This window comes from Stenotrophomonas sp. RS-48 (assembly GCF_030053245.1).
Taxonomy (GTDB): domain Bacteria; phylum Pseudomonadota; class Gammaproteobacteria; order Xanthomonadales; family Xanthomonadaceae; genus Stenotrophomonas; species Stenotrophomonas maltophilia_P.
The window spans coordinates 39,118-61,483 of the sequence record NZ_JASGBV010000009.1; the positions used below are offsets into that span (position 1 = coordinate 39,118).

Below are 22,366 nucleotides of genomic sequence, written 5' to 3' on the forward strand. Positions count from 1 at the left end.
GGTCCATCCTCCCGGTCCGGCGGTGTGCAACCGGTGATGGCCGGTTCTGCGCGCGATGAAGTCTTCAGCGCCGTGAGGCTGCCGTCATGACGACGCGGCCTTCAGCCGACGCAGCCCTTCCTCGATGCTGACCTGCGGCACATAGCCGAAATCACGGCGCGCCGGCTCCATGCTGTACCAGTGCGGCGTGCACAGCTGCTCGGCGAGGAAACGCGTCAACGGCGGCTCGCCGCGCAACCGCAGCAGCGGCCACAGGCGCTCGCAGATCGCACCGATCCGGTAGGCGGTCCTGAAGCTGATTGCCTTCTCCACAGGGGGGGCGCCCACGGCCTGCAGCAACTTGTTGACCAGCTCGCGCATCGGCAGTGGCTCGCCATTGGAGATGAAGTAGGCCTTGCCGGCGCAGGCCGCCGCCGGGCCCAGCGCCTCGAATGCCAGGAAGTGCGCCAGCGCGGCGTTGTCGATGTAGGTGGTGTCGACCTTGTTGCTGCCATCACCGACCAGGCGCAGCCGGCCCTGCCGTGCGCGCTCGGCCAGGCGCGGCACCAGCTGCTGGTCACCCGGCCCCCAGATCAGGCGCGGGCGCAGCGCCACCGTGGCCAGCGTCGCGTCGTTGGCGGCCAGCACCCGTTGTTCGGCGATCGCCTTGGTCGCCGCGTACGGCGCCTGGAAATCCTCGCCGTAGGGCACCTCGTCCGCGCCCAGTCCTTCCACCGGGTGGGTGGCACGATGGGTCACGCTCGGTGTGGAGGTATAGACCAGCCTGCCGATGCCATGCGCACGGCAGGCAGCGATGACATTGTCAGTGCCGACCACATTGGCCTGGTGGTAGCTGTCGTAACTGCCCCAGGCGCCGGCCTTGGCACCGTTGTGGAACACCGCATCGACACCGGCCACCGCATGCAGCACGGCCTGCGGGTCCGCCAGGTCGCCACGGATCTGGCCCACTCCCAGCGCCTGCAGCGCCGGGTAGTGGCTGCGGTTGAATGCCAGCACCTGGTGGCCGCGCTCGACCAGCCCGCGGCACAGCGCCTGGCCAAGGAAACCACCACCACCGGTGACCAGGATCTTCATGCGCGCTTCTCCAGTTCGGCGCTGGCCCAGACGGCGAGCTTCTCGCGGCCGATCTTGGCGTTGTGACGGATATCGACGGGAAACGCCGGATGCACCAGGAAGTGCTGCAGCCCGGCCTCGGGCAGGCGTGCGCCGGCAAGGGCGCGCAGCGCTTCATGCAGCGCCGGGCTGTCGGACTGTCCACGCTGCAGTTCCACGCACAGGACCGGCACCTGCGCGCCCGCGGGACCCACGCCGACCAGCGCGGTGCGTGCCACGCCCTGCACCGTGTTGAACACCGGCTCGACCTGTTCGGTGTAGAGCGGGCCGTGCGGGGTTTCCACGCGCTGGGTCTTGCGTCCGCAGAACCACAAACGGCCCTGCGCGTCGAAATAGCCGACATCGCCCATGCGATGCACGATGCGGGTACTGCCATCGGCCAGCGTTTCGGCAATCTTCGCCGCAGCGGTGGCCTGCGGACGATTGAAATAGCTGTCGGTGGCGGTGGGGCCGGCCACGGTGATCTCGCCCACCTCGCCGGTGGCCAGCACGCGTACCTGCGACCAGTCGGCCAGCGGTGCATCGTCGATGGCGATGATGCGCACTTCGTTCGGGGCCACCACGTTGCCCACGCAGGTACCCGCACCGCCCTCGGTGGCCGCACGGGTGCGCTCCAGTTCATGGCCTTCCACCACCGCCACCGGCAGGCATTCGGTGGCACCGTACGGCGTCCAGAACTGCGCGCCGGCCGGCAGCAGGCCACGGATGGTGGCGACCACATCCGGCGGAACCGGGGCACCGGCCGAGGTCACCCGGGTCACCGACGGCAGCGGCCGACCATGGCGGGCCAGGACCCGCATCAGCGCAGGCGAGCCGAACAGCTGGGTCACGCCGAAGCGTTGGATCGCATCATGCAGGCGTGCCGGATCGGCCTGCGCGGGCCGCGTGGGGTCCATGTCCGGGATCACCGAGGTCAACCCCAATGCGGGATCGAACAGGGCGAAGGGCGGGAAGGTCGGCAGGTCCACCCCGCCGGCCTCCATGCCGAAGGCGCTGCCCAGCAGCTCGATCTGGCCCAGGAAATGGCGATGGCGGTAGACCACGCCCTTGGGCACGCCCGTAGAGCCGCTGGTGAACAGGATCGCGGCCATGTCCTCGCCGTCGGTGGCCGCCAGCATCGGCCCGGCCTGCGCGCCCGCGCGCTCCAGCGCGGCCAGGGTGGTCCCGCCCCAGGCCAGCCGCCGTCCCACCGTGACCAGGCGGGTCGCCGACGGCGCCCAGCGCAGCGCCAGCCGTGCCACGTGGGCCAGCGGGATGCCGATGAAGGCCTCCGGCTGGGCTTCGTCCAGGCACTGCTTCAGCGCGCGCCGGTCGATGCCGGGATCGACCAGCACCGGCACCGCACCCAGCTTGAACAGGGCGAACATCAGCAGGAAGAACTCCGGCGAGGGCCGCACCATCACCACCGTGCGCACGCCGCGCCCGATCCCGTAGCCGGCCAGGCCGGCGGCCATGGCGTCGCTGCGGGCATCCAGCTGCCGATAGTCCAGGGTCACATCGTAGGCCGCCATGCCGTTGCCGGCGCCGCGGCGGCCGGGGCAGCGGATGGCGATCTGGTCGGGGCGTTCACGGGCCAGTTCAGGCAACCGCGCAGCAATGTTGCAGGGTCGGTTCATCCGTTCATTGTCGCCGCTTACGGAATTTCTTGCGCGGCGGCTCACTTCGTGGAAAATCCGCAGCCTCGTTCCCGATTCCGACTGCCGCCCGAGGCGACTTGCCCATGCAACACCCCTGCATGACCTGCGGCGCCTGCTGCACCCAGTACCGCGTGGCCTTCCACTGGATGGAATCGGACGAGGTCACCCCGGGCGGCGTGCCCCACCAGCTGACCGAAGTGCTCGACCCGCATCGCCTGTGCATGCGCGGCACCCACTCCAAACCGGTGCGCTGCGTGGCACTGGATGCGCAGATCGGCGTGTATTCGCGCTGCACGATCCACCCCAACCGGCCCAGCGTGTGCCGCGAAGTGGATGCCTCATGGGAGTACGGCAAGGCCAGCCCGCAGTGCGACAAGGCCCGCATCGCCTACGGCCTGGACCCGCTGACGCTGGCCGACTGGCGCTGGCGCGACGAGGCGGACAACGACGACGATCATCCGGACGACAACGGCAGCAGCCCGTCGTCTCCGCCGCAGGCGCCGATCGCGGCGTGACGGTCGGGGTCGGGCGCGTTTCCGGCACGGAAGGGCTCTGACCCCTGTACGACAACGCCGGGCATGGCCCGGCGCTACCGAGGGGATCCGATCAGATCGGGTTCGCGTCCAGGAAGGCGCGGATCTCCGGCACCAGCACCTCGTGCTTGTCTTCCAGCACGTAGTGGCCCGCGTCCTTGAAGGCATGCACCTGGGCCTGCGGCAGCGCCGCCTGGAAGCCCTGCAGGAAATGGTGGTCGAACACGAAGTCGCGCAGGCCCCAGCCGATGAAGGCCGGGCGATCGGCAAACGACGGCAGCGCCTTGCCTGCACGCTCCAGCAGCGACCACGCCTTGTCGGCCGGGCCCAGCGGAATGTCCTGCATGAAGCGGATGGTGCTGATGCGGTTGGCGTAGCTGTTGTACGGGGATACATACGCGCGGCGCACGTCGGCGGGCATCTTCCGCTCCACGCCCAGCCACGATGCGCCGGCGGAGAAGGCATTGAAGGTGCGGATGATCCACTCGCCGATCTTCCAGTGCCGTCCGAGCGCGATCTGCCAGGGCATCTTCTTCGCTGCCGGCATCGGGAACGCGGCGGTGTTGAGCACCACCAGCCGCTTGACCTGCGCGTGGTGCGACAGCGCCCAGCCAAAGCCGATCATGCCGCCCCAGTCGTGCACGGCCAGGGTCACCGGGCCGGTGATGCCCAGGTGCCTGAGCAGCGCATCCAGGTCATCCACGCGCGATTGCAGCGTGTACGCATAGCCACGGTCATCGGGCTTGTCCGACAGGCCCATGCCGATGTGGTCGGGCACGATGCAACGGTACTTGTCCGACAGGCCGGCCACCAGCGTGCGCCAGTAATAGCTCCACGACGGATTGCCGTGCACCATCACCACCACCTCACCGTCGCGCGGGCCCTCGTCGAGATAGTTCATCGACAGGCCGGGGCGGACCTCGAAGCGTTGGGGATGGGCGGGGTAACCGGGAAGCTTGGACATCGGGTCGCACCTGTAAAAAGGGCCGGTAGTACCGGCCCCAGGATTCAACGCAGGGGTCTGTTTACCAGACCACTTCGGCCATCGAGCAGTTCAGGCCCGAGCCGATGCCCAGAAGCGCGATGCGATCACCCTTCTTCAGCTTGCCCAGCTGCTTGAGCTTGCTCAGCACGATCGGTACCGACGCCGGGCCGATGTTGCCGTGCTCGCCGAAGATGGTCATGACCTTCTTCGGGTCGATGCCGAAGTTCTTGATGAATGCTGCGGTGTGCGGCTGGCTGACCTGGTGGATGACGAACTGGTCCAGTTCTTCCACCGCCCAGCCCAGCGCGATCTTGGCCGCAGTGAACGTCTTCTGCGCCAGCTTGATGCCTTCGATCAGCAGCAGGCGGGTGTCGGTCACCATGCGGTCCAGGTTGCCCAGGCACAGCTGGTTCCATTCGGTCGCCGAACGGGTGACGCCGCCCTTGTAGCGCGGGGCATCCGGCACCAGTTCCGAGCGCGCCATCACCATGGCGGCAGCGCCCGAACCGGTGGTCAGCGCCGCCAGTTCGTTGCGGAAATCGTCGGCGGTGACGTCCGGCGCGGTCATGCGCTCCAGCGTCTTCTCGTACACCAGGTTGGCGGTTTCGCCATCCACCACCAGCGCATAGTCGATGTCACCGCGCTCGATCATGCGCGCTGCGATGTCCATGCCGTTGATGAAGGCCAGGCAGGCATTTGCGACATCGAACGTCATGCATTCGTCGCTGACACCCAGATTGCCCGAGACGATGGAGGCCGTGGACGGCTCCAGGTAGTCGCGGCTGACCGAGGTATTGACCAGCAGGCCGACCTGGGTGGCTTCGATGCCGGCATCTTCCAGTGCCTTGCGACCGGCCATGGTGGCCGCGTCCGAGGCCAGCACGCCGTTGTCCCACAGGCGGCGGGCGTGGATGCCGGCGATATCGCCGAGCACGTCGGTGCGGATGCCCAGCCGGTCCAGCGTCGGCTGCAGGCGTTCGTTGATTTCCTTCGTCGTCAGCGTATGAGGCGCATCGACGTGTGCCAGGCCGGCGATCGAGACATTCTTGAAGAGCATCGAGGTTAGCGCCAAGGCTCAGGCAAAAGGGGGCGCTATTCTATAACCCCCCGGGCCTTCACCGCATCTTTACGAATTCAGGCTTGCCCGTATGGTGAAGGATTCAGCGCGGCGGGCACTGGAAGGCGGCAAAGCGCTGGCTGCCATCGGCAGGCGGTGCGGCGGCCTGTACGGCATTGGCGCCGGCGCTGGGAGCCTCGTTGCGGGCCAGCGTTTCCAGTTCTTCCTGCACGCGCAGCGGGTTGCGATTGTAGAAGCCGACCTTGCTCTTCACGGTGACCACCACCTCGCCCTTGGTGATGCAGCCGGTCGGCGCCGGCCCGGCCGGCAGCACGCGGACGGTCTTCCCGGCCGGTTCGATCGGCACCCAGGTACAGGCGGTGACGGTGAGCAGCAGGGAGGAAAGCAGCAGAACGCGCATGGGCAGATCCTGGAAGGGTATGAGGGGGATTCTGCCTGAACCGCCTGAATCGAGGGTAGCCGGGAGGCCTGCCCGCCGTGGCGGGCAGGCCTGTCCCTTACTTCTTGACCGGCTTGCCTTCGGCATCCAGCACGGTCACCTCGCCCAGGTTCAGCGCGCGCACGGCCGCCTCGGTCTGCTTGAGGTCGCCCACCACTACCCAGGTCAGCGCCTGCGGCTTGATCTCGGCCGCAGCCTGCTGCACCTGGGCCGGCGTCATCGCCTCGATCTCGGCCTTGCGACGCAGCACATAGTCATCCGGCCGCTTGAACTGCACGATGCCGCTGATGGTCGCGGCCACCGCACTGGCGGTCTCATAGGCGCCCGGCAGGCTCAGCGTCTGGATGTTGCGGATGCGGTTGACCTCGGCAGCGGTGGCCGGCTTGCTGCCCGTGCTGAACTCGACGATTTCCTTCTGCATCTCGGCCAGCGCCGGGCCGGTCTTGTCGATCTGCACCGGCGCACTGGCCGCCCACGGCCGCTGTCCGACCGAGTTCGGCGCACTGCTGCGCGCGCCATAGGACCAGTGCTTGTCCTCGCGCAGGTTCATGTTCAGGCGCGAGGTGAAGTCACCGCCGATCACACCGTTGGCGATATCGAAGCGGGTCGAGCTGGCGTCACTGGACGGCGGCACCACCTGGCCGGCGAACAGGTTTGCCTGCACCGCACCCGGCTGATCGATCAGGAACACGCGCGGGCCCTTCGGCAGCGCCACATCGGTGGCCGCCTTCACCTGCGGCGCATCGCCCGTGGCCTTCCAGTCGCCCAGCTGCTTGTCCAGCAGGGGCACGATCTCGGCCAGCGTGGTATCGCCAACCACGATCAGGGTGCCATCCTGCGGGCGCAGCCAGTCGCGGTGGAAGTCGACCAGATCCTCGCGGGTGAGGCTGCTGATGGCCGCTTCATCGCCGCTGCCAGTGAACGGAATGGCGTACGGATGGCCTTTGCCGTACAGCAGCGGCGGCAGCACGCGCATGGCCACCGCGTTCGGGTTGACCTTCTCCTGCTGGATGCCGGCGATCCAGGTGGCCTTGACCCGGTCGATCTCGGCCTGTTCGAAGCGCGGCTCGCGCAGCAGATCGCGGTACAGGGCCAGCGATGGCACCAGGTTCTCCTTCAGTGCCGACAGGTCCACGGTCACCGAATCCAGGCCGGCACCGGCGTCCAGGCTGGCACCCAGCGCATCGGCGGCATCGGCGAAGGCCAGCGAGCCGAGCTTGCCGGCGCCTTCGGTCATCAGGTTCATGGTGAAGTTGGCGGTGCCCGGCTTGCGGCCCTGGTCGGCGGTGAAGCCACCCGGGAACTGGTAGCTGAACTGCACCACCGGAATCTCGTGGCGCTCGGCCAGCACCACCTGGGTGCCGTTCTTCAGCGTGGCGCGCTGCAGGGCGGGGAACTTCAGCTGCGGGAATTCACGGGTCTGCGGCACGCCGGCCTTGCGGTCCACCTGCTCCGGCAGGGTGCTGTACTTCGGGTCCACCGCCGGCACGTTGAACGGCTTCGGCGCCTGTGAGGGATCTTCCTTCAGCGCCACGCGCTCGCCCGGTTCGACCACCAGCGTGTGGCTGCCGACGTCCAGCCACTGCGCGCCCAGGCGCTTCAGGTCGGCCGCGGTCGCCTTGTCGATGTTGGCCAGCGACGTGCGGAAGCAGCCCGGGTCGCCGGTGTAGACCGCGCATTCGGCCAGTGCGTCGGCCTTGCCACCGAAACCACCGATGCGCTCGATGCCGCGGATGAACGCTGCGCGCGAGCCGGTCTTGGCACGCGCCAGCTCGTCGGCCGTGGGGCCCTCCTTGATCAACCGGTCCAGTTCTTCGTCGATGATCTTCTCGACCTTGGCCGGATCCTGGCCCTGCTTCACCGTGGCCATGACGATGAAGTTGGAACCCAGCTGCGAGGCGTAGGCGCCGGCGCTGATGTTGTCCACCAGCTTGTCCTGGTGCTGCAGTCGCTGGCTCAGGCGCGAGGACTTGGCGCCGCCGAGCACATAGGCCAGCAGCTGCAGCTGGTCGACGTCGGTGGTGCCGACCTGCGGCACGTTCCAGGCGCGGTAGATGCGCGACTGCGGCACCTTGTCGGTCATCGTCTCGCGGGTGTCGGCCGGGCGCTTGGCCACGTCGACCTTCGGCTGCGCCATGCTCGGACCGGCCGGGATGCTGCCGAAGTAACGGGCCACCTTCTCCTTGGCGGTGGCCACGTCGATATCGCCCGCCAGCACCAGCACCGCGTTGTTCGGGCCATACCAGGTGCGGAACCAGGTCTTGACGTCATCCAGCGAGGCCGCGTTGAGGTCGTTCATCGAGCCGATCACGCTGTGGTGATACGGGTGGCCGGCCGGGTACATCGCACGGTTGAGCTTCTCCCAGGCCTGGCCGTAGGGCTGGTTCTCGCCCTGGCGCTTCTCGTTCTGCACCACGCCACGCTGCTCGTCCAGCGCGGCCTGGTCGATCGCACCGAGCAGATGGCCCATGCGGTCCGACTCCATCCACAACGCCATGTCCAGCGCGGTGGTCGGCACGTTCTCGAAGTAATTGGTGCGATCGGTATTGGTGGTGCCGTTCTGGCCGGTGGCACCCACCTGCTTGAACGGTTCGAAATACTCGCCGTCGTGGTTTTCGCTGCTCTGGAACATCAGGTGTTCGAACAGGTGGGCGAAACCGGTGCGGCCCGCAGGCTCGTCCTTGCTGCCGACGTGATACCAGACGTTGACCGCCACGATCGGCGCCTTGCGATCGGTATGCACGATCACGCGCAGCCCGTTGGGCAGGGTGAACTGCTCGAACGGAATATCGACCTTGGCCGGCGTGACCGTCTTGGCCGCCAGTGCAGGAGTGGGCGCGAGCGTGCCCAGGGCAGTGCTGAGGGCAACAGCGAGCAGTGCAGCACGCGGGCGCAGGGCGAGAGACATTTCCGGATCCTTGGTCACGTTGGTGAAGCCCGATCCTAGCGTGCCCATCCGGTGCCCGGAATCCGCCAGCAGTCACTGGGGGTGTTTGCCCTCGCAGCCGTTCAGGGCCTTGTCGACGGCCCCGACAGCAGTCACGTCTCCCCCGCCCCCGCGTCCGGACAGTGTCCGCGCCCCCGCGGATGGACAGGTGTCCGCCCCGCGGACACTTTCAGGCGGAATAAAAACCCTTTCAAATCAATGATTAAAAGTTGGCACGGGGTTTGCTTGGTACTTCCTGCGCCAAGAAGGGCTTCAGACAAAAGCTGACTGAAGACTGAACAAATGCAAGAAATCGAAAATTTCCCTTGCATCCCCCGAATTGGTGTTCTACCTTACTACCACACCACCGCTCAACAACACTAAACAGGCCCCGTCATGAACGCCAAGACCATTGCCATCGCCATCGCCCTGATCGCCGGCACCGCGGTTGTTTCGTCGGTGCAGGCCTCCGAATCCATCAAGACCCTGGACACCGTGCAGGTTCGCCCGGCCGCCGACCAGCTGGCCCAGCAGGCCTGGGAACGCGCCAGCAGCATCCCGACCTTGGCCACCGTGGAAGTGCGGCCGAGCGCCGAGCAGCTGGCCGAACGCGACGGCTTCACCGCCGCCCCGGTCGCCGCCGCGATGCCGATCACCACCCTGGCCTCGGTGGAAGTGCGCCCGAGCCTGGAACAGCGCGTCGCCCTGGCCGCCGAACTGGAAGCCCAGCGCTACGCCGCCACCCTGGCCGCCGCCGCCACCAGCGTCGCCAACCAGGTGATCGTCAACCTGCCGACCCTGCAGGTGCGTCCGAGCGCGGCCGACCTGCAGGCCCTGGCCACCGAAACCGCCCAGGTCCTGCTGCGCCCGTAAGCGGTGCCCGCCCTGCCCTGGCAGGGCGTGCGCCGTACTGGCAGCCGTCGCAGGTACACTGCGCCGATGAATGCCGCACCCCAGTTCCACGTGATCCTGTTCCAACCGGAAATCCCGCCCAACACGGGCAATGTGATCCGGCTCTGCGCCAACACCGGCGCGCAGCTGCACCTGGTCGAGCCACTCGGCTTCGCACTGGAAGACAAGCAGCTCAAGCGCGCCGGCCTGGACTACCACGAGTACTCGCGCCTGCAGGTGCACCCCGACCTGGACACCGCGCTGGCGCGGATCGCACCGAATCGGTTGTTCGCACTCAGTACCCGCGCCAGCGTGCGCTACGACAGCGTGGCCTTTGAAGAGGGCGATGCCTTCCTGTTCGGCCCGGAAAGCCGTGGCCTGCCGCAGGATGTGCTCGATGCCTTGCCGGAGGGCCGGCGCCTGCGCCTGCCGATGCGGCCGGACAACCGCAGCCTCAATCTTTCCAACACCGTTGCCGTGGTGATGTATGAAGCCTGGCGGCAGCACGGGTTTGCCGGCGGCGCGTGAGAGGAAGCAGCCGAGCATGGGCTCGGCTCTACACGTACGTGTGACCTGCTTATGGTGGGTGCGGACCTTGGTCCGCACCGATGCCCGGATGCGCGCCGAAGAAATGTGCCGACCAAGGTTGGCACCCACTGGAACCCGCTGTCAGAACGCGTTGATGCCGGTCAGTTCGCGGCCGATCACCAGCTGGTGCACGGTCTCGGTGCCTTCATAGGTGATCACCGATTCCAGGTTCAGCGCGTGCCGGATCGCCACGTGTTCGGTGGTGATGCCAGCCCCACCGAGCAGATCGCGACACTCGCGGGCGATGTCGATGGCCATGCGGCAGTTGTTCCACTTGGCCAGGCTGACCTGCTGCGGCTGCAGCTGGCCGGCTTCCTTCAGCCGGCCCAGTTGCAGGGCCAGCAGCTGGGCGGTGGTGATGCGGCGGGCCATTTCCGCCAGCTTGATCTGCGCGCTCTGGGTGGCGGCCAGCGGGCGGCCGAACAGCACGCGCTCCTTGGCGTAGCCCAGCGCTTCATCCAGGCAGGCGATGGCCGCGCCGATCGGGCCCCAGCTGATCCCGTAACGCGCCTGGGTCAGGCACCCGAGCGGCCCCTTCAGGCCCTTCACGTTCGGCAGGCGGTGGCTGTCGGGCACGCGCACATCGTCGAAGAACAGCGCGCCGGTCAACGAGGCGCGCAGGCTCATCTTGTGCTTGATTTCCTGCGTGGTGAAACCGGCCATGCCCTTCTCCAGCACGAAGCCCTGGATGCCGTCCTCGGTCTGTGCCCAGACGATGGCCAGGTCGGCCACCGGGCCGCTGGTGATCCACATCTTGCTGCCGCTGATGCGCCAGTCGCTGCCGTCGCGTACCGCTCGGGTCTTCATGCTGGCCGGGTCGGACCCACCGTGCGCCTCGGTCAGGCCGAAGCAGCCGATCAGTTCGCCGCGCGCCATCGCCGGCAGCCACTGCTGGCGCTGTTCCTCGCTGCCATAGGCGTAGATCGGGTACATGCACAGCGAGCTTTGCACCGAGACGAAGCTGCGCAGGCCCGAATCGCCGCGCTCCAGCTCCTGGCAGATCAGGCCGTAGCTGACCGCGCCGAGGCCACCGCCGCCGTACTCGGTCGGCAGCGTTGCACCCAGCAGGCCCAGTGACGCGATCTCCGGCACCAGTTCAGACGGAAAACGGGCCTGGTCGAAGGCATCGCCGATGATCGGCAGCACGCGCTCGTTGGTGAAGCGGGCGACACTCTCCTGCACCGCACGCTCTTCCTCGTTGAGCAGGGAACGGACATCGAACAGATCGTACGGATGCAAAGCCATGGCACTCACACGCAGTCAGGACCCGGCCATTGTCGGTCATCCGGGCAGCGCGTGCCGACCAGGGTTAGCCCCCACCAGGGCTGAGGCACTACGCTGCGCTGCAGCAATCGTGCGGTGAACGGCGTCTATCTAGCTCGATCACGCCCGTCCCGGTACCCTGACACATTCAAACAACCGTTTCGCCGTGGCTGCACGCGCGATTTCCAGGCAACCGCCGGTGGCCCTGCTACCGGCACTACCCACGAGTCATGCAATCGATGAGCGCTGAAGCCAACGCCCTGCCCCCGCGTGAAGTAATGGAGTTCGACGTGGTGATCGTCGGTGCCGGCCCAGCCGGGCTGGCCACCGCGATCCGCCTGCGCCAGCGTGCGATCGAAGCCGGCCGCGAACTGTCGGTGTGCGTGCTGGAGAAGGGCTCCGAGCCCGGTGCACATGTTCTGTCCGGTGCGGTGATGGACCCGCGCGCCCTGACCGAACTGTTCCCGGACTGGGCCGAACGCGGCGCACCGCTGAAGCAGAAGGTCACCCGCGACGAGTTCCTGTTCCTCAGCGAGACCGGGTCGCGCAGCACGCCCAATGCGCTGCTGCCGGAGTGCTTCCACAACGAAGGCAACTACATCATCAGCCTGGGCGAAGTGACCCGCTGGCTGGCGCAGCAGGCCGAGGCGCTGGAAGTGGCGATCTTCCCCGGCTTCGCCGCCGCCGAGGTGCTGTACGGCGACACCGGCGAAGTGATCGGCGTGGCCACCGGCGACATGGGCATCGAGAAGGACGGCAGCATCGGCCCGGCCTTCGAGCGCGGCATGGCACTGCACGCCAAGTACACGGTCTTCGCCGAAGGCGCGCGCGGCCACCTCGGCCGCCAGCTGATCGCCCGCTACAAGCTGGACGAAGGCAAGGACCCGCAGGCCTACGGCATCGGCATCAAGGAACTGTGGCAGATCGACCCGGCCAGGCATGAGCCGGGCCTGGTGGTGCACGCCGCCGGCTGGCCGCTGGACAGCGACACCTACGGCGGCGCGTTCCTCTACCACGCCGACGGCGGCAAGGTCGCCATCGGCTACGTGGTCGGCCTGGACTACAAGAACCCCTGGCTGAGCCCGTTCGAGGAATTCCAGCGCTTCAAGACCCATCCGGATATCCGCAAGCATCTGGAAGGCGGTACCCGCATCGGCTACGGCGCGCGTGCGATCACCGCCGGCGGCCTGCTGTCGCTGCCGAAGACGGTGTTCCCCGGTGGCGCGCTGGTCGGTTGCGAGGCCGGTTATCTCAACGCCAGCCGCATCAAGGGCAGCCACGCCGCGATCAAGACCGGCATGCTGTGCGCCGACGCCGCGTTCGACGCGCTGGCCGCCGATCGCCAGCACGATGAACTGAGCGCCTATCCGCAGGCCTTCGAAGCCAGCTGGCTGTTCACCGAACTGCAGCAGGCAAAGAACTTCAAGCAGTGGTTCAAGAAGGGCCAGACCGTGGCCACGCTGATGACCGGTGTGGAGCAGTGGCTGCTGCCCAAGCTGGGCGTGCGCAACCCGCCGTGGACGCTGCACCGTACGCAGCCGGACCACGCCTGCCTGGAGCCGGCGGCCCAGCACACCCGCATCAGCTACCCGAAGCCGGACGGGGTGCTGACCTTCGATCGTCTCAGCTCGGTGTTCCTGAGCAGCACCAACCACGACGAGAACCAGCCCAGCCACCTGACCCTGAAGGACCCGAGCATTCCGGTGAAGGTGAACCTGGCCGAGTACGCCGGCCCGGAAGCGCGCTACTGCCCGGCCGGCGTGTACGAGTTCGTTGGCGAAGCCGACAACGCACGCCTGCAGATCAACGCGCAGAACTGCGTGCACTGCAAGACCTGCGACATCAAGGATCCCACCCAGAACATCGTCTGGGTGACCCCCCAGGGCGGCGGCGGCCCGAACTACTCGGGCATGTGACCGCAGCGGGCTGCGACCGCGTGTCGCAGCCCGGCCCACGGCGGCCACGGCTATCCTCTCCGCCCATGCGTGCCTTCCGTCTGCTCCCTGCCCTCGTCCTGCTGCTGGCGTGCAGCGGCTGCCAGCGCACGGCCACGCCACCGGCCACGCCTGAGCAGGCGCGACAACAGGCGATGCAGCGCGCATTCGAACTGTGTGCGGGCTGCCACACGGTGCAGGCCGGTGGCATCCACCGGTTCGGCCCCAACCTGCACGGTGTGATCGGACGCCGCGCTGGCAGCCTGCCCGACTATGGCTATTCGCAGGGCATGCGCCGGGCCGACATCGTCTGGACCGCGCAGACCCTGGATGCCTTCCTGCAGTCACCAACGCAGCAGGTGCCCGGCACGCGCATGTACAACGCGTTTCCCAGCGCCGAACGACGTGCGCTGGTGATCGCTTACCTGCAGCAGCAGTCCGCTCAGTGAGACAGCCCCTGCAGCTGCTGCTGCAGGCGTGACAGGAACGCCTGGACTTCGGCGAACAACGGCGCGCTGTCCACTTCTCCGGCGTCTTCCAGGCGTTCGACCAGGGCATTGGCCTGCGTTGCCAGCGCATGCGCACCCACCGCCCCGAGCCCCCCGGCCTGGCGATGCAGGTGCAGGGCGGCGGCCTCGCGGTCGCCGGCCTGCACCGCACGCTGCACGGCCGCGATATCCACCTCGCTGGCCTGCAGCAGGGTGGCGGCCAGCTGCACGGCGACCGCATGCGAACCGAAGCGCCGCTGCAGGCCCGCCAGGTCCAGCGATGCGTCGCCCTCCACCGCTGCGGACGACTCGGCGGTCGCCTCCGGTGCCACGGACGCCTGCGGCAGCCATCGCATCAACGCCGCGCGCAGCGTAGCCAGCGACAAAGGCTTGGCCAGCACCTCATCCATGCCGGCCTCGCGGCAACGTCGCGCGTCGTCGTCCAGCACGCTGGCCGTCAATGCCAGTACCGGCATGCGCGCCTGGCCCTGGCGGCCTTCGCGCTCGCGCAGCAGGCGGGTGAACGCAAAGCCATCGAGAACCGGCATGCGGCAATCGGTGATCACCAGGTCGAAGCGTTCCGACGCCAACCGGTCCAGCGCCTGCTGGCCATCACTCACCAGCACGTGCGGAAGGCCCAGCTGCTGCAGCCGCCAGGCCATCATCGCCTGGTTGGTCGGATGATCCTCGATCACCAGCACGCGGCTCTGGCGCAGCGCGGTCGGCAGCAGCGCCGCCTGCTCGTGCTCGCTCGCCAGCACGGCGACGTCCTCGATGCCGGCTTCCACCAGCGAAAGACGGACCTCCGCGCGGGTGCCCTCGCCGAGCGTGCTCTGCAGGGTCAACGTGCCGTCCATCATCTGCACCAGCCGCTGGCAGATGCTCAGGCCCAGGCCGGTTCCGCCATGGTCGCGCTGGATGTACGCACCAGCCTGGGTGAACGGCGCGAACAGGTGCTGCAGCTGTTCCGGCGCAATGCCCATGCCGGTATCGATGACGCTCAGGCACAACGGCTGGCTGCCATCGGCGGCAGTCGGCCCGAGCACCTCCAGCCGCAGCCACACATCGCCCTGCGCGGTGAACTTGATGGCATTGCTGAGCAGGTTGAAGACGATCTGCCGCAGGCGCACGCCATCCACTTCATGCGCCGGAGCAAGCTGCGGATCGATCTGCACGTGCAGGGCCAGGCCACGCGCGCTGGCCTGCGCCGACATCAGCCGGCACACGCCTTCCAGCAGGGTCCGCAGTGACAATGGCACCGGTTCCAGGCGCAGCGCGCCGGCTTCGATGCGCGAGTAGTCGAGGATGTCATCGAGGATCTGCCGCAGCATCTGCGCAGAATCCTCGATCACGGCAAGGATGCGCTGCTGTTCTGCATCCAGCGGCGAGTGCGCCAGCACTTCCAGCATGCCCAGTACACCGCTCATCGGCGTGCGGATCTCATGACTCATCGTGGCCAGGAAGCGTGATTTGGCCTCGGCCGCCTGTTCCGCCTCGATCTTGGCCGCCGCCAGCGCATCGGCCTGTGCGCGTGCCTGGGTCACGTCCACCCAGTAGCCGCTCCAGGTGACGGCGCCGGCCTCGGTGGCGTAAGGGTGAGCCTGGCTGCGTACCCAGCGCGCGGGCGTGCCGTCATCACCCGGCAGCAGGCGGAACTCGAAGGCCAGCGGCGCGAACTGGCGGGCCGCCTGGTCGATGGCCTGCAGCACGGCCTGGCGGTCGGTGTCCTCGATCCGCGCCAGCAGCGCCTGCGCATCCTGCTCGGCACGCTGCCGCGGAATGCCGAACAGTGCCTGCAGGTCGCCGGCGATGAAGGGGAAGGCCAGGCTGCCGTCCGCGTCGCGACGTGCCTGGTAGACCACCGCAGGCAGATTGTCGGTGACCTCGGCCAGGCGCTGCTCCAGATGGCGGCGACCGGCCACCTCCCGGCGCAGCCGCCAGTGACCGACGCCATGCACCACCGCCCCGGTCAGCAGCACCAGCAGCAGCGGAAGCCCCCAATGCAGCACGGCGTCCCAGTCCACGCCACTGCGATACTCCACGGCCAGCCAGTCGCCCCGCAGCGCCTCATGCTCCCGCGGTGACATCTGCAGCAGCAGGCGGTCGAAGGTGGTCGCCAGGGCGGCATGGCGACGGTCGACAGCCAGCGCCAGCTGGTCGCCGAATCCGGCCGGCGCAAGGATCTGCAGACGGCCCGGGAAGCGGTTGCGCAACAGGTGATCGACCAGGACCAGGTTGCCCACGTAGGCATCGGCCTCGCCATTGGCCAATCGCTGCAACGCCTGCTCGCCACTGCGCGCGGGAATGATCTTTGCCCGTGGCGCCTGCTGCAGCACGTAGCCGCGCAGGCGTTCCGGGTCGGACAGCAGCACGCGCTTGCCCTGCAGATCGGCCAGCCCCAGGATCGCCGGGCTGTCGCGCGTGCCGACGATCACGCTCGGCACGCTGATGAAGGGCTGGCTGAACACCCAGTCCGGCCCCAGGTAGCGCGAATCGGTGGGAATGCCCATCACCGCCTGCACCTCACCCTGCAGCGCCTTCTCGCGCACCTCGAACCAGTCGTGGCTGGTTTCCACCTCCAGGTTGGCGCCGACCTGGATCAGCCGCCGCAGGTACTCGCTGGTCAGGCCGCTGGGCTGGCCGTCGTCGTCGGTGAACGAAAGCGGCGCGGCATTGGGCGCGAAGGTGATCTTCAACGGCTGCTGCAGCACGCGCTTTTCGGCCTGGCTCAGGGCCAGCTGCGCCGACGCGGACCATTCCGGAGGCCGCAGCCAGCGCTGGGCCAGCGCGTCCCGCTGCGCCTGGCTGGTGGCAGCCAGCGCAAGATCCAGTGCCTCGGCCAGCGGTTGCTTGCTGTTGGGGACGCCGAAGTGCGCCCGCTCCGGCGGCAGATCGCTGGGCCGCAGCAGCACCACTCCCTTCAGCTGATGGGCCGCGATCAGCTCGGTGGCGACATAGGCATTACCGATATAGACGTCGGCCTTGTCGTCTCTGACCATCTGCAACGCCGCCAAAGTGCCATTTGCGACAAGTTGTCGAGCGCGTGGAAATCGTGCACGCACCTGCGGTGCGGTCAGGAAATCCTGCTCGATCACGACGCGCAGTCCGTCAAGATCCGGCATCTCCGAAGCACGCAGGTCTCCAGGTCGTCCGACCACCGCCAGCGGCGCTTCGACATAGGCCGAGGTGTAGACCATGCAACGGGTTCGGTCGGCACTCAGGCCGATGTTCATGACCACATCGATCTCGCCCCGGCATGCCGCGTCCAGCACGGATGTCCAGTCCGGATAGCGGCGTGCCTCGACTTTCACGCCCAAACGACGAGCCAAAAGCGACAAGTAGTCCGGTCCCAGGCCGACCTGCTGGCCTTCGTGGATCGACTCGAAAGGGGGCCAACCGCTGTCATACTGCCCGACGACGATGCGAGGGTGCGCGGTCAGGTATTCGCGTTGCAGGGGACTTAACGGCAATGGGCCGGGCGCGAGTTGCGCCCAAGCGACGGCAGGACCCAACATGGCCAGCAGCAGGACCCGCCCGCGAACAGCCCAGCTACGCATCGGCGTTGATCTCCTAGAATCCTGCCAGGAGCCGCGATGGTCGCGGTCCGGCGTGCCCGGTGGTCATACTAGAGCATGAGCTTGCGCATCATCATCGCAGACGACCACCCCGTGGTCCGTATCGGAACCCGCGCCGTCATCGAGTCCAGCGGCGTTGGCCAGGTCGTCGGTGAAGCCGACAGCGCCCAGGCGCTGATGGCGCTGCTGACCAGCCAGCCATGCGACCTGCTGGTCACCGACTATTCGATGCCCGGCAGTCCCCAGGCCGATGGCTTCGCCATGATCGGCATGATCCGGCGCCGCCATCCCGACCTCAAGGTGCTGATGCTCAGCGTTTCCAGCAACCTGGCGATCCTGCGCATGGTGCTCGACAGCGGCGTGCTCGGCCTGGTCGACAAGAGTTCGTCGATGGACGAGCTGCCGCAGGCGATCCAGGCGGTGAACCGCGGCCAGCTCTATATCAGCCGCAGCCTGCGCGAGCGGGTCGAGGCCGCCGGCAGCTGGCGCATGCGCGAAGGCGACGGCAAACCGCTGTCGCCGCGCGAACTGGAGGTGCTGAGGTTGCTCGGCACCGGCATGACGGTGAAGGAGATCTCGGTGCAGCTGCACAAGAGCGTCAGCACCATCAGCCGGCAGAAGGGCGATGCGATGCTGAAGCTGGGCCTGAAAGGCGATGCGGAGCTGTTCGACTATCTGCGTGACGGCAAAATCTGAATCCTGTCCATCCAGCCGTTGAACTTTCAGGCAGGCTTCATGCCGCCTGACGCTAGATGAATACGCACGCCGCCCAGTGGCCCACGCAATGTTCCGGCAATCTCCGGGCGCCAGCGTGGTCACTACGGCAGCCAGGGCGCCCGCGCCCTCCCTGCCCACCGTGGCATGCCCCTACAGGAGAACCGAACATGCTCAGTACTTCCGCTCTCAGCTTCCGTGGCGTGGCGATGGCCCTGGCCCTGCTGGCCGGTGTCGCCGTGGTCAGCGACGCCAGCGCCATGTCGAGGAAGGACAAGCGCACCGTCGTCGGTGCGGTGGTGGGCGGCGTCGCCGGCCACCTGATCTCCAATGGCGATCCGGCCGCCACCGTCGGCGGTGCCGTGGCCGGCGGCGCGATCGGCAACCTGACCACCCCGGACCGCCACGACCGTCGTTATGACCGCCGCTACGACCGCGGCTACCAGCGCGGCTACGACCGGGGCTATGGCTATCGGGACCGCGGTCATGACCGCCGCTGGCGCGACAGCGACCGCCGCTACTACCACGACCGCGGTCGCCACCGCAGCTGGTAACCCTCGCCGGCACTGCCCGGCATCACCGGCAACGGGCGGGTCGATGACCCGCCCGTTTGCGTCCGGGCCGTCCATGGCGTTGAATGCGCAGCCCTGGATGACTCCTTTGCCCCCGGCCCCCGCATGACCTCCACCGCCCACCGCGTGCAGGGCCTCAACAACGATGAGGTCGCTGCCGACTGGCCCGCGATCGATGCAGCCGAGGTTGCCTGGCTGGCCCGCCGTTATCCGGTGCTGGACGCGGACAGCGCCCTGCGTTGGCACAGCCCCCGGCCGTTGTCGGCCGCCGCGCTGGCCGAAGGTGCCCGCGGCCGGGTGTTCATCAAGCGCCACCACCGCAGCGTGCGCAGTGCCGCCTGCCTGCAGGAGGAGCACCGCTTCATCGCCCATCTGGACGCTGCCGGCGTGCCGGTGGTGAAGGTTCTGCCCACCGCCGGAGGCGACAGCGCCATCGAGCATGGGCCTTGGACCTATGAACTGCATTCGCCGGGGGTGGGTGACGATCTGTACCGCGACGCCGCCTCCTGGACGCTGCTGACGGACACCGCACGGGCGCGCTCTGCCGGACGCATGCTGGCCCGGCTGCATCAGGCCGCCGCCAGCTACCACGCCCCGCAGCGCAGCACGCATGTCCTGGTGGCACGCGACGAGCTGATCCGCGCCGCCGACCCCATCGGCGCGCTGGAAGCGGGTCTTCCCGACCGCCCGGGACTGGCGCGCTACCTGGCGCGGATTCCGTGGCAGGCGCAGCTGCGCCGCGACGTCCTGCCCTGGCATGCCGGCCTGGCCAAGCGCCTGTCCGCCGAGCCGCCGCTGTGGGCGCACAACGACTGGCATGTGTCCAACCTGCTGTGGCGCGGCGACGACGTCAGCACCGTGCTGGATTTCGGCCTCACCTCACCCACCAGCGCGCTGTTCGACCTGGCCACCGCGATCGAGCGCAATGCCGTGGCCTGGCTGGAGCTGGAGCGGGGCCATGAGGCGGTGCGCATCGACATCGCGCTGGCGCTGCTCGACGGCTACCGCGAAGTGCTGCCGTTGTCGGCCACCCGCCTGCACCTGCTGGCGGACCTGCTGCCGATGGTCCACTTCGACTTCGCACTGTCCGAAGTGGAGTACTTCGAAGGCATCACCGGCTCGACGGCGAACGCCGATGTCGCCTGGTATCCCTTCATGCTGGGCCATGCCGCGTGGTTCGCCAGCGCACCCGGCCAGGCCCTGCTGCAGGCGCTGCATGCCGCCGCCTGAAGGGCATCGGCTCGCAAATCCCTGCCATCTGTAGTGAAATAGCGGCCTGAAGCGGGGGTGCCTGGATCTGCAGGCTGAGAGAGTCCCTTGGAACCTGATCCGGTTTGCACCGGCGTAGGGAGCTTTGAGCCGCAGCCACACCCCCGTTCCGGGCCGGTGCACCTGCGCGCCGTCGCTTCGTCTCCCCTGTTGTCCGAAGACGAATCGAATGAACCGCTGCCTGCGTCCCACCCTGCTCGCTCTCGCCCTCTGTGCCGCGCTGCCACTGCATGCCAGCGAGGCTGGAGCCTCCCCCGACCTGGCAGCCGACAGCGGCGAACGTTCGCCCACCGAGCTGGCAGCGGTCCGCGTGCAGGCCGGCAGGCCGGCGGCCGACAGCGCGCGGGTCAGTGCATTCGGCGCCGGCTCCTGGAAGGACACCCCGGCCTCGGTGAACGTGCTCGAACGCGACTACCTCGACCGTCGACAGGTGCGCTCGTTGTCCGAACTGGCCAGCAATGACGCCTCGCTCGGTGATGCCTACGCGCCAGTGGGCTACTACCAGAACGTCGCCATCCGCGGCTTCGCGCTCGATGCCGCCACCGGCTACCGCTTCAACGGCCTGGCCATCGCCGGCGAACAGCGGCTGGCGCTGGAGAACGTGCAGGCGGTGGAGATCCTGAAGGGTGAAGCCGGCCTCGCCGCGGGGGTGATGGCACCCGGCGGCATCATCAACTACATCGGCAAGCGCCCGGCGGAAGTGCGCACGGCTACCCTTGGCACCGATTCGGAAGGCTCGCGCTATGCCGCCGTCGATGTCGGCCACTGGATCACGCCGCGTTTCGGCATCCGCCTCAATGCCGCCTGGGAGGGCAGCGAGTCCTACGTCGAGCATGCCGACGGCCGCCGCAACTTCTATTCGCTTGCAGCGGACTGGCTGATCGGCGAGCGCGGCAAGCTGGAAGTGGACGCCAACTACCAGACCAGTTCGCAGCGCTCGGTGTCCGGTTACCAGCTGCTGGGCGCACGGGAGCTGCCTCGTGGCGTCGACCGCGAGCACCTGCTGGGCTATCAGCCGTGGCAGCGCCCGGTGGAAATCGCCAGCACCAACATCACCGCCGTACACACCTACGACTTCAACCAGCGCTGGCAGTCGCGGCTGTCGGTGGGCCACAGCCGCTCGGTGATCGACGACAACGTCGCCTTCGCCTATGGCTGCTACTACGCCGACGCGTGCGCTGATGGCAGCGTGCCCGGCAACTACTTCGCCCCCAACGGCGACTACGACATCTACGACTACCGCAGTCCGGACGATACCCGCCGCAACCAGCAGGCGCGCGCCGAGCTGCGTGGCCGCTTCGACACCGGCAGCGTCGGCCACCAGCTGACGGTCGGCGCCGACACGTTCCGCCGCACGGTGGACAGGCGACCGAGCGTCAACGAGTACGTAGGCAGCAGCAACATCCACGACACGCAGGTGCCGGTGTACGAGCCCTCGCCGCTGATGCCCGGCCCCTCCGCACGGCGTCTGGACAGCCGCCAGACCGCCGTGTTCGCGCTGGACCGCATGCAGTTCGGCGATGACTGGCAGTGGCTGGCCGGTGGCCGCTTCGTCCGCCTGGACGAGCGCGCGTACGACAAGCGCGGCACGCCGCAGCGGCACAGCCGGCTGTCGCGCTTCCTGCCGCAGACCGCGCTGGTATGGAAGGCCACCGACCAGCTCAATGCGTACGCCAGTTATGTGCGCGGCATTGCGCTGGGCCAGGAGGCACCGTTCTGGACCTCCAACGCCGATGCCTTCCTGCCGGCGGTGCAGTCACGGCAGCTGGAAGCCGGCGTCAAGTACGTGCCAGCTGCGTCGCTCACCCTGGGCGCCGCGCTGTTCCGCATCTCGCAGCCCTACCAGTACGCCATGCCGGATGACAGCGATGCCGGTTACACCTTCGTCGAGCGCGGCACGCAGACCCATACCGGCCTGGAGCTGACCGCCAACGGCCAGCTGACCGATGCGCTGCAGATCGTCGCCAGCGCCAGCGTGCTGCAGGCGCGGGCACGCGATACCGGCACGCCGGGCCAGGAAGGCCATCAGCTGGTGAACGTGCCGAAGGTACGCGCCAGTGTGCATCTGGCCTACGCACTGCCGTTCGTGCAGGGCCTGGATGTCACCGGTGGCTGGCGCTATGCCGCCGCCAATGTGGCCCGTGCCGACGGCGGCGTGCGTGCGCCGGACTATTCGGTGTTCGATGCCGGCCTGCGCTTCCGCCACCGCGTGCATGAGCGCGCCGTGACCTGGAACCTGTCGGTGGACAACGTGTTCAACCGCTTCTACTGGCGCGACACCGGCAGCAGCGGCGGTGACTACTACCTGTTCCCCGGCGCACCGCGACAGGCACGCCTGTCGGTGACGTTCGCGCTGTGAGC

General features: G+C 68.0%; 17 protein-coding genes and 1 riboswitch. Of the genes, 9 read left to right on the plus strand and 8 right to left on the minus strand.

Annotation, left to right across the window (positions count from 1 at the left end):
- Window positions 1-84: 84 nt before the first annotated feature.
- Both oleD and oleC read right to left on the minus strand, forming a co-directional pair.
- Window positions 85-1,074, minus strand: coding sequence for a 2-alkyl-3-oxoalkanoate reductase (gene oleD / locus QMZ25_RS02030; protein WP_053518428.1), 990 nt, complete (start codon window positions 1,072-1,074; stop codon window positions 85-87).
- Window positions 1,071-2,729 carry an olefin beta-lactone synthetase gene (gene oleC, locus QMZ25_RS02035; RefSeq protein ID WP_053518426.1) on the minus strand — a complete coding sequence of 553 codons (1,659 nt, stop codon included), beginning with the start codon at window positions 2,727-2,729 and terminating at the stop codon, window positions 1,071-1,073. The genes oleD and oleC overlap by 4 nt, the downstream gene beginning before the upstream one ends.
- 104 nt (window positions 2,730-2,833) lie before the next feature.
- On the opposite strand from oleC, the gene QMZ25_RS02040 reads away from it, so the two are divergent.
- Window positions 2,834-3,265: a YkgJ family cysteine cluster protein gene (locus tag QMZ25_RS02040; RefSeq protein ID WP_053518425.1), complete on the plus strand. Its 432-nt coding sequence runs from the start codon at window positions 2,834-2,836 to the stop codon at window positions 3,263-3,265.
- Window positions 3,266-3,356: 91 nt separating this feature from the next.
- Here the strand turns inward: QMZ25_RS02040 and QMZ25_RS02045 are convergent, their stop codons facing one another.
- The 4 genes from QMZ25_RS02045 to QMZ25_RS02060 all read right to left on the minus strand — a co-directional run bounded on the left by QMZ25_RS02045 (window position 3,357) and on the right by QMZ25_RS02060 (window position 8,693).
- Window positions 3,357-4,247, minus strand: a complete 891-nt coding sequence (locus tag QMZ25_RS02045; RefSeq protein WP_053518424.1) for an alpha/beta fold hydrolase — start codon at window positions 4,245-4,247, stop codon at window positions 3,357-3,359.
- A 61-nt stretch (window positions 4,248-4,308) separates the two neighbouring features.
- The gene (locus QMZ25_RS02050; protein ID WP_008264841.1) at window positions 4,309-5,325 is read right to left on the minus strand and encodes a 3-oxoacyl-ACP synthase III; all 1,017 of its coding nucleotides are present in this window, start codon (window positions 5,323-5,325) and stop codon (window positions 4,309-4,311) included.
- A gap of 103 nt (window positions 5,326-5,428) precedes the next feature.
- Window positions 5,429-5,746, minus strand: a complete 318-nt coding sequence (locus tag QMZ25_RS02055) for a DUF4156 domain-containing protein (RefSeq protein WP_053518422.1) — start codon at window positions 5,744-5,746, stop codon at window positions 5,429-5,431.
- Window positions 5,747-5,843: 97 nt separating this feature from the next.
- Window positions 5,844-8,693 (minus strand): pitrilysin family protein, encoded by a 2,850-nt coding sequence (locus QMZ25_RS02060; protein ID WP_283219041.1) that lies wholly within the window; start codon window positions 8,691-8,693, stop codon window positions 5,844-5,846.
- Window positions 8,694-9,107: 414 nt separating this feature from the next.
- Between QMZ25_RS02060 and QMZ25_RS02065 the strand changes: the two genes are divergently transcribed.
- Both QMZ25_RS02065 and QMZ25_RS02070 read left to right on the plus strand, forming a co-directional pair.
- Entirely contained in the window at window positions 9,108-9,584 is a 477-nt protein-coding gene (locus QMZ25_RS02065) for a hypothetical protein (protein WP_283219042.1), read from the plus strand.
- 66 nt (window positions 9,585-9,650) lie between these two features.
- The gene (locus tag QMZ25_RS02070) at window positions 9,651-10,130 is read left to right on the plus strand and encodes a tRNA (cytidine(34)-2'-O)-methyltransferase (protein WP_053518419.1); all 480 of its coding nucleotides are present in this window, start codon (window positions 9,651-9,653) and stop codon (window positions 10,128-10,130) included.
- Between the two features lie 141 nt (window positions 10,131-10,271).
- Here the strand turns inward: QMZ25_RS02070 and QMZ25_RS02075 are convergent, their stop codons facing one another.
- Window positions 10,272-11,435, minus strand: a complete 1,164-nt coding sequence (locus QMZ25_RS02075; RefSeq protein ID WP_057504116.1) for an acyl-CoA dehydrogenase family protein — start codon at window positions 11,433-11,435, stop codon at window positions 10,272-10,274.
- Between the two features lie 257 nt (window positions 11,436-11,692).
- Here QMZ25_RS02075 and QMZ25_RS02080 point away from each other — a divergent pair, with 257 nt between their 5' ends.
- Together QMZ25_RS02080 and QMZ25_RS02085 are read left to right on the plus strand one after the other, a co-directional pair.
- Window positions 11,693-13,369 (plus strand): electron transfer flavoprotein-ubiquinone oxidoreductase, encoded by a 1,677-nt coding sequence (locus tag QMZ25_RS02080; protein ID WP_283219043.1) that lies wholly within the window; start codon window positions 11,693-11,695, stop codon window positions 13,367-13,369.
- Between the two features lie 65 nt (window positions 13,370-13,434).
- Entirely contained in the window at window positions 13,435-13,836 is a 402-nt protein-coding gene (locus QMZ25_RS02085; protein WP_053518416.1) for a c-type cytochrome, read from the plus strand.
- On the opposite strand, the gene QMZ25_RS02090 is transcribed toward QMZ25_RS02085, so the two are convergent.
- Complete coding sequence (locus QMZ25_RS02090) at window positions 13,830-17,432, minus strand: transporter substrate-binding domain-containing protein (RefSeq protein ID WP_283219044.1); 3,603 nt, start codon at window positions 17,430-17,432, stop codon at window positions 13,830-13,832. The two genes, QMZ25_RS02085 and QMZ25_RS02090, sit on opposite strands and share 7 nt — an antisense overlap.
- A 75-nt stretch (window positions 17,433-17,507) precedes the next feature.
- Between QMZ25_RS02090 and QMZ25_RS02095 the strand changes: the two genes are divergently transcribed.
- From QMZ25_RS02095 to QMZ25_RS02110, 4 genes are all read left to right on the plus strand, one after another.
- Window positions 17,508-18,146, plus strand: a complete 639-nt coding sequence (locus tag QMZ25_RS02095; protein ID WP_053518414.1) for a response regulator transcription factor — start codon at window positions 17,508-17,510, stop codon at window positions 18,144-18,146.
- 188 nt (window positions 18,147-18,334) lie between these two features.
- Window positions 18,335-18,718, plus strand: coding sequence for a glycine zipper 2TM domain-containing protein (locus tag QMZ25_RS02100; protein ID WP_283219045.1), 384 nt, complete (start codon window positions 18,335-18,337; stop codon window positions 18,716-18,718).
- A 123-nt stretch (window positions 18,719-18,841) separates the two neighbouring features.
- Window positions 18,842-19,966: a phosphotransferase gene (locus QMZ25_RS02105; RefSeq protein ID WP_283219046.1), complete on the plus strand. Its 1,125-nt coding sequence runs from the start codon at window positions 18,842-18,844 to the stop codon at window positions 19,964-19,966.
- 43 nt (window positions 19,967-20,009) lie between these two features.
- Window positions 20,010-20,104: riboswitch (TPP riboswitch) on the plus strand.
- Window positions 20,105-20,174: 70 nt separating this feature from the next.
- Entirely contained in the window at window positions 20,175-22,364 is a 2,190-nt protein-coding gene (locus QMZ25_RS02110) for a TonB-dependent siderophore receptor (protein ID WP_283219047.1), read from the plus strand.
- Window positions 22,365-22,366 lie beyond the last annotated feature (2 nt).

Coding starts and splice junctions, on each gene's coding strand:
- QMZ25_RS02060 (WP_283219041.1), bottom strand. CDS start 8,693: ATGTCTCTCGCCCTGCGCCCGCGTGCTGCACTGCTCGCTGTTGCCCTC.
- QMZ25_RS02075 (WP_057504116.1), bottom strand. CDS start 11,435: ATGGCTTTGCATCCGTACGATCTGTTCGATGTCCGTTCCCTGCTCAAC.
- QMZ25_RS02065 (WP_283219042.1), top strand. CDS start 9,108: ATGAACGCCAAGACCATTGCCATCGCCATCGCCCTGATCGCCGGCACC.
- QMZ25_RS02070 (WP_053518419.1), top strand. CDS start 9,651: ATGAATGCCGCACCCCAGTTCCACGTGATCCTGTTCCAACCGGAAATC.
- oleD (WP_053518428.1), bottom strand. CDS start 1,074: ATGAAGATCCTGGTCACCGGTGGTGGTGGTTTCCTTGGCCAGGCGCTG.
- QMZ25_RS02040 (WP_053518425.1), top strand. CDS start 2,834: ATGCAACACCCCTGCATGACCTGCGGCGCCTGCTGCACCCAGTACCGC.
- QMZ25_RS02090 (WP_283219044.1), bottom strand. CDS start 17,432: ATGCGTAGCTGGGCTGTTCGCGGGCGGGTCCTGCTGCTGGCCATGTTG.
- QMZ25_RS02050 (WP_008264841.1), bottom strand. CDS start 5,325: ATGCTCTTCAAGAATGTCTCGATCGCCGGCCTGGCACACGTCGATGCG.
- oleC (WP_053518426.1), bottom strand. CDS start 2,729: ATGAACCGACCCTGCAACATTGCTGCGCGGTTGCCTGAACTGGCCCGT.
- QMZ25_RS02055 (WP_053518422.1), bottom strand. CDS start 5,746: ATGCGCGTTCTGCTGCTTTCCTCCCTGCTGCTCACCGTCACCGCCTGT.
- QMZ25_RS02110 (WP_283219047.1), top strand. CDS start 20,175: ATGAACCGCTGCCTGCGTCCCACCCTGCTCGCTCTCGCCCTCTGTGCC.
- QMZ25_RS02095 (WP_053518414.1), top strand. CDS start 17,508: ATGAGCTTGCGCATCATCATCGCAGACGACCACCCCGTGGTCCGTATC.
- QMZ25_RS02085 (WP_053518416.1), top strand. CDS start 13,435: ATGCGTGCCTTCCGTCTGCTCCCTGCCCTCGTCCTGCTGCTGGCGTGC.
- QMZ25_RS02105 (WP_283219046.1), top strand. CDS start 18,842: ATGACCTCCACCGCCCACCGCGTGCAGGGCCTCAACAACGATGAGGTC.
- QMZ25_RS02080 (WP_283219043.1), top strand. CDS start 11,693: ATGAGCGCTGAAGCCAACGCCCTGCCCCCGCGTGAAGTAATGGAGTTC.
- QMZ25_RS02100 (WP_283219045.1), top strand. CDS start 18,335: ATGCTCAGTACTTCCGCTCTCAGCTTCCGTGGCGTGGCGATGGCCCTG.
- QMZ25_RS02045 (WP_053518424.1), bottom strand. CDS start 4,247: ATGTCCAAGCTTCCCGGTTACCCCGCCCATCCCCAACGCTTCGAGGTC.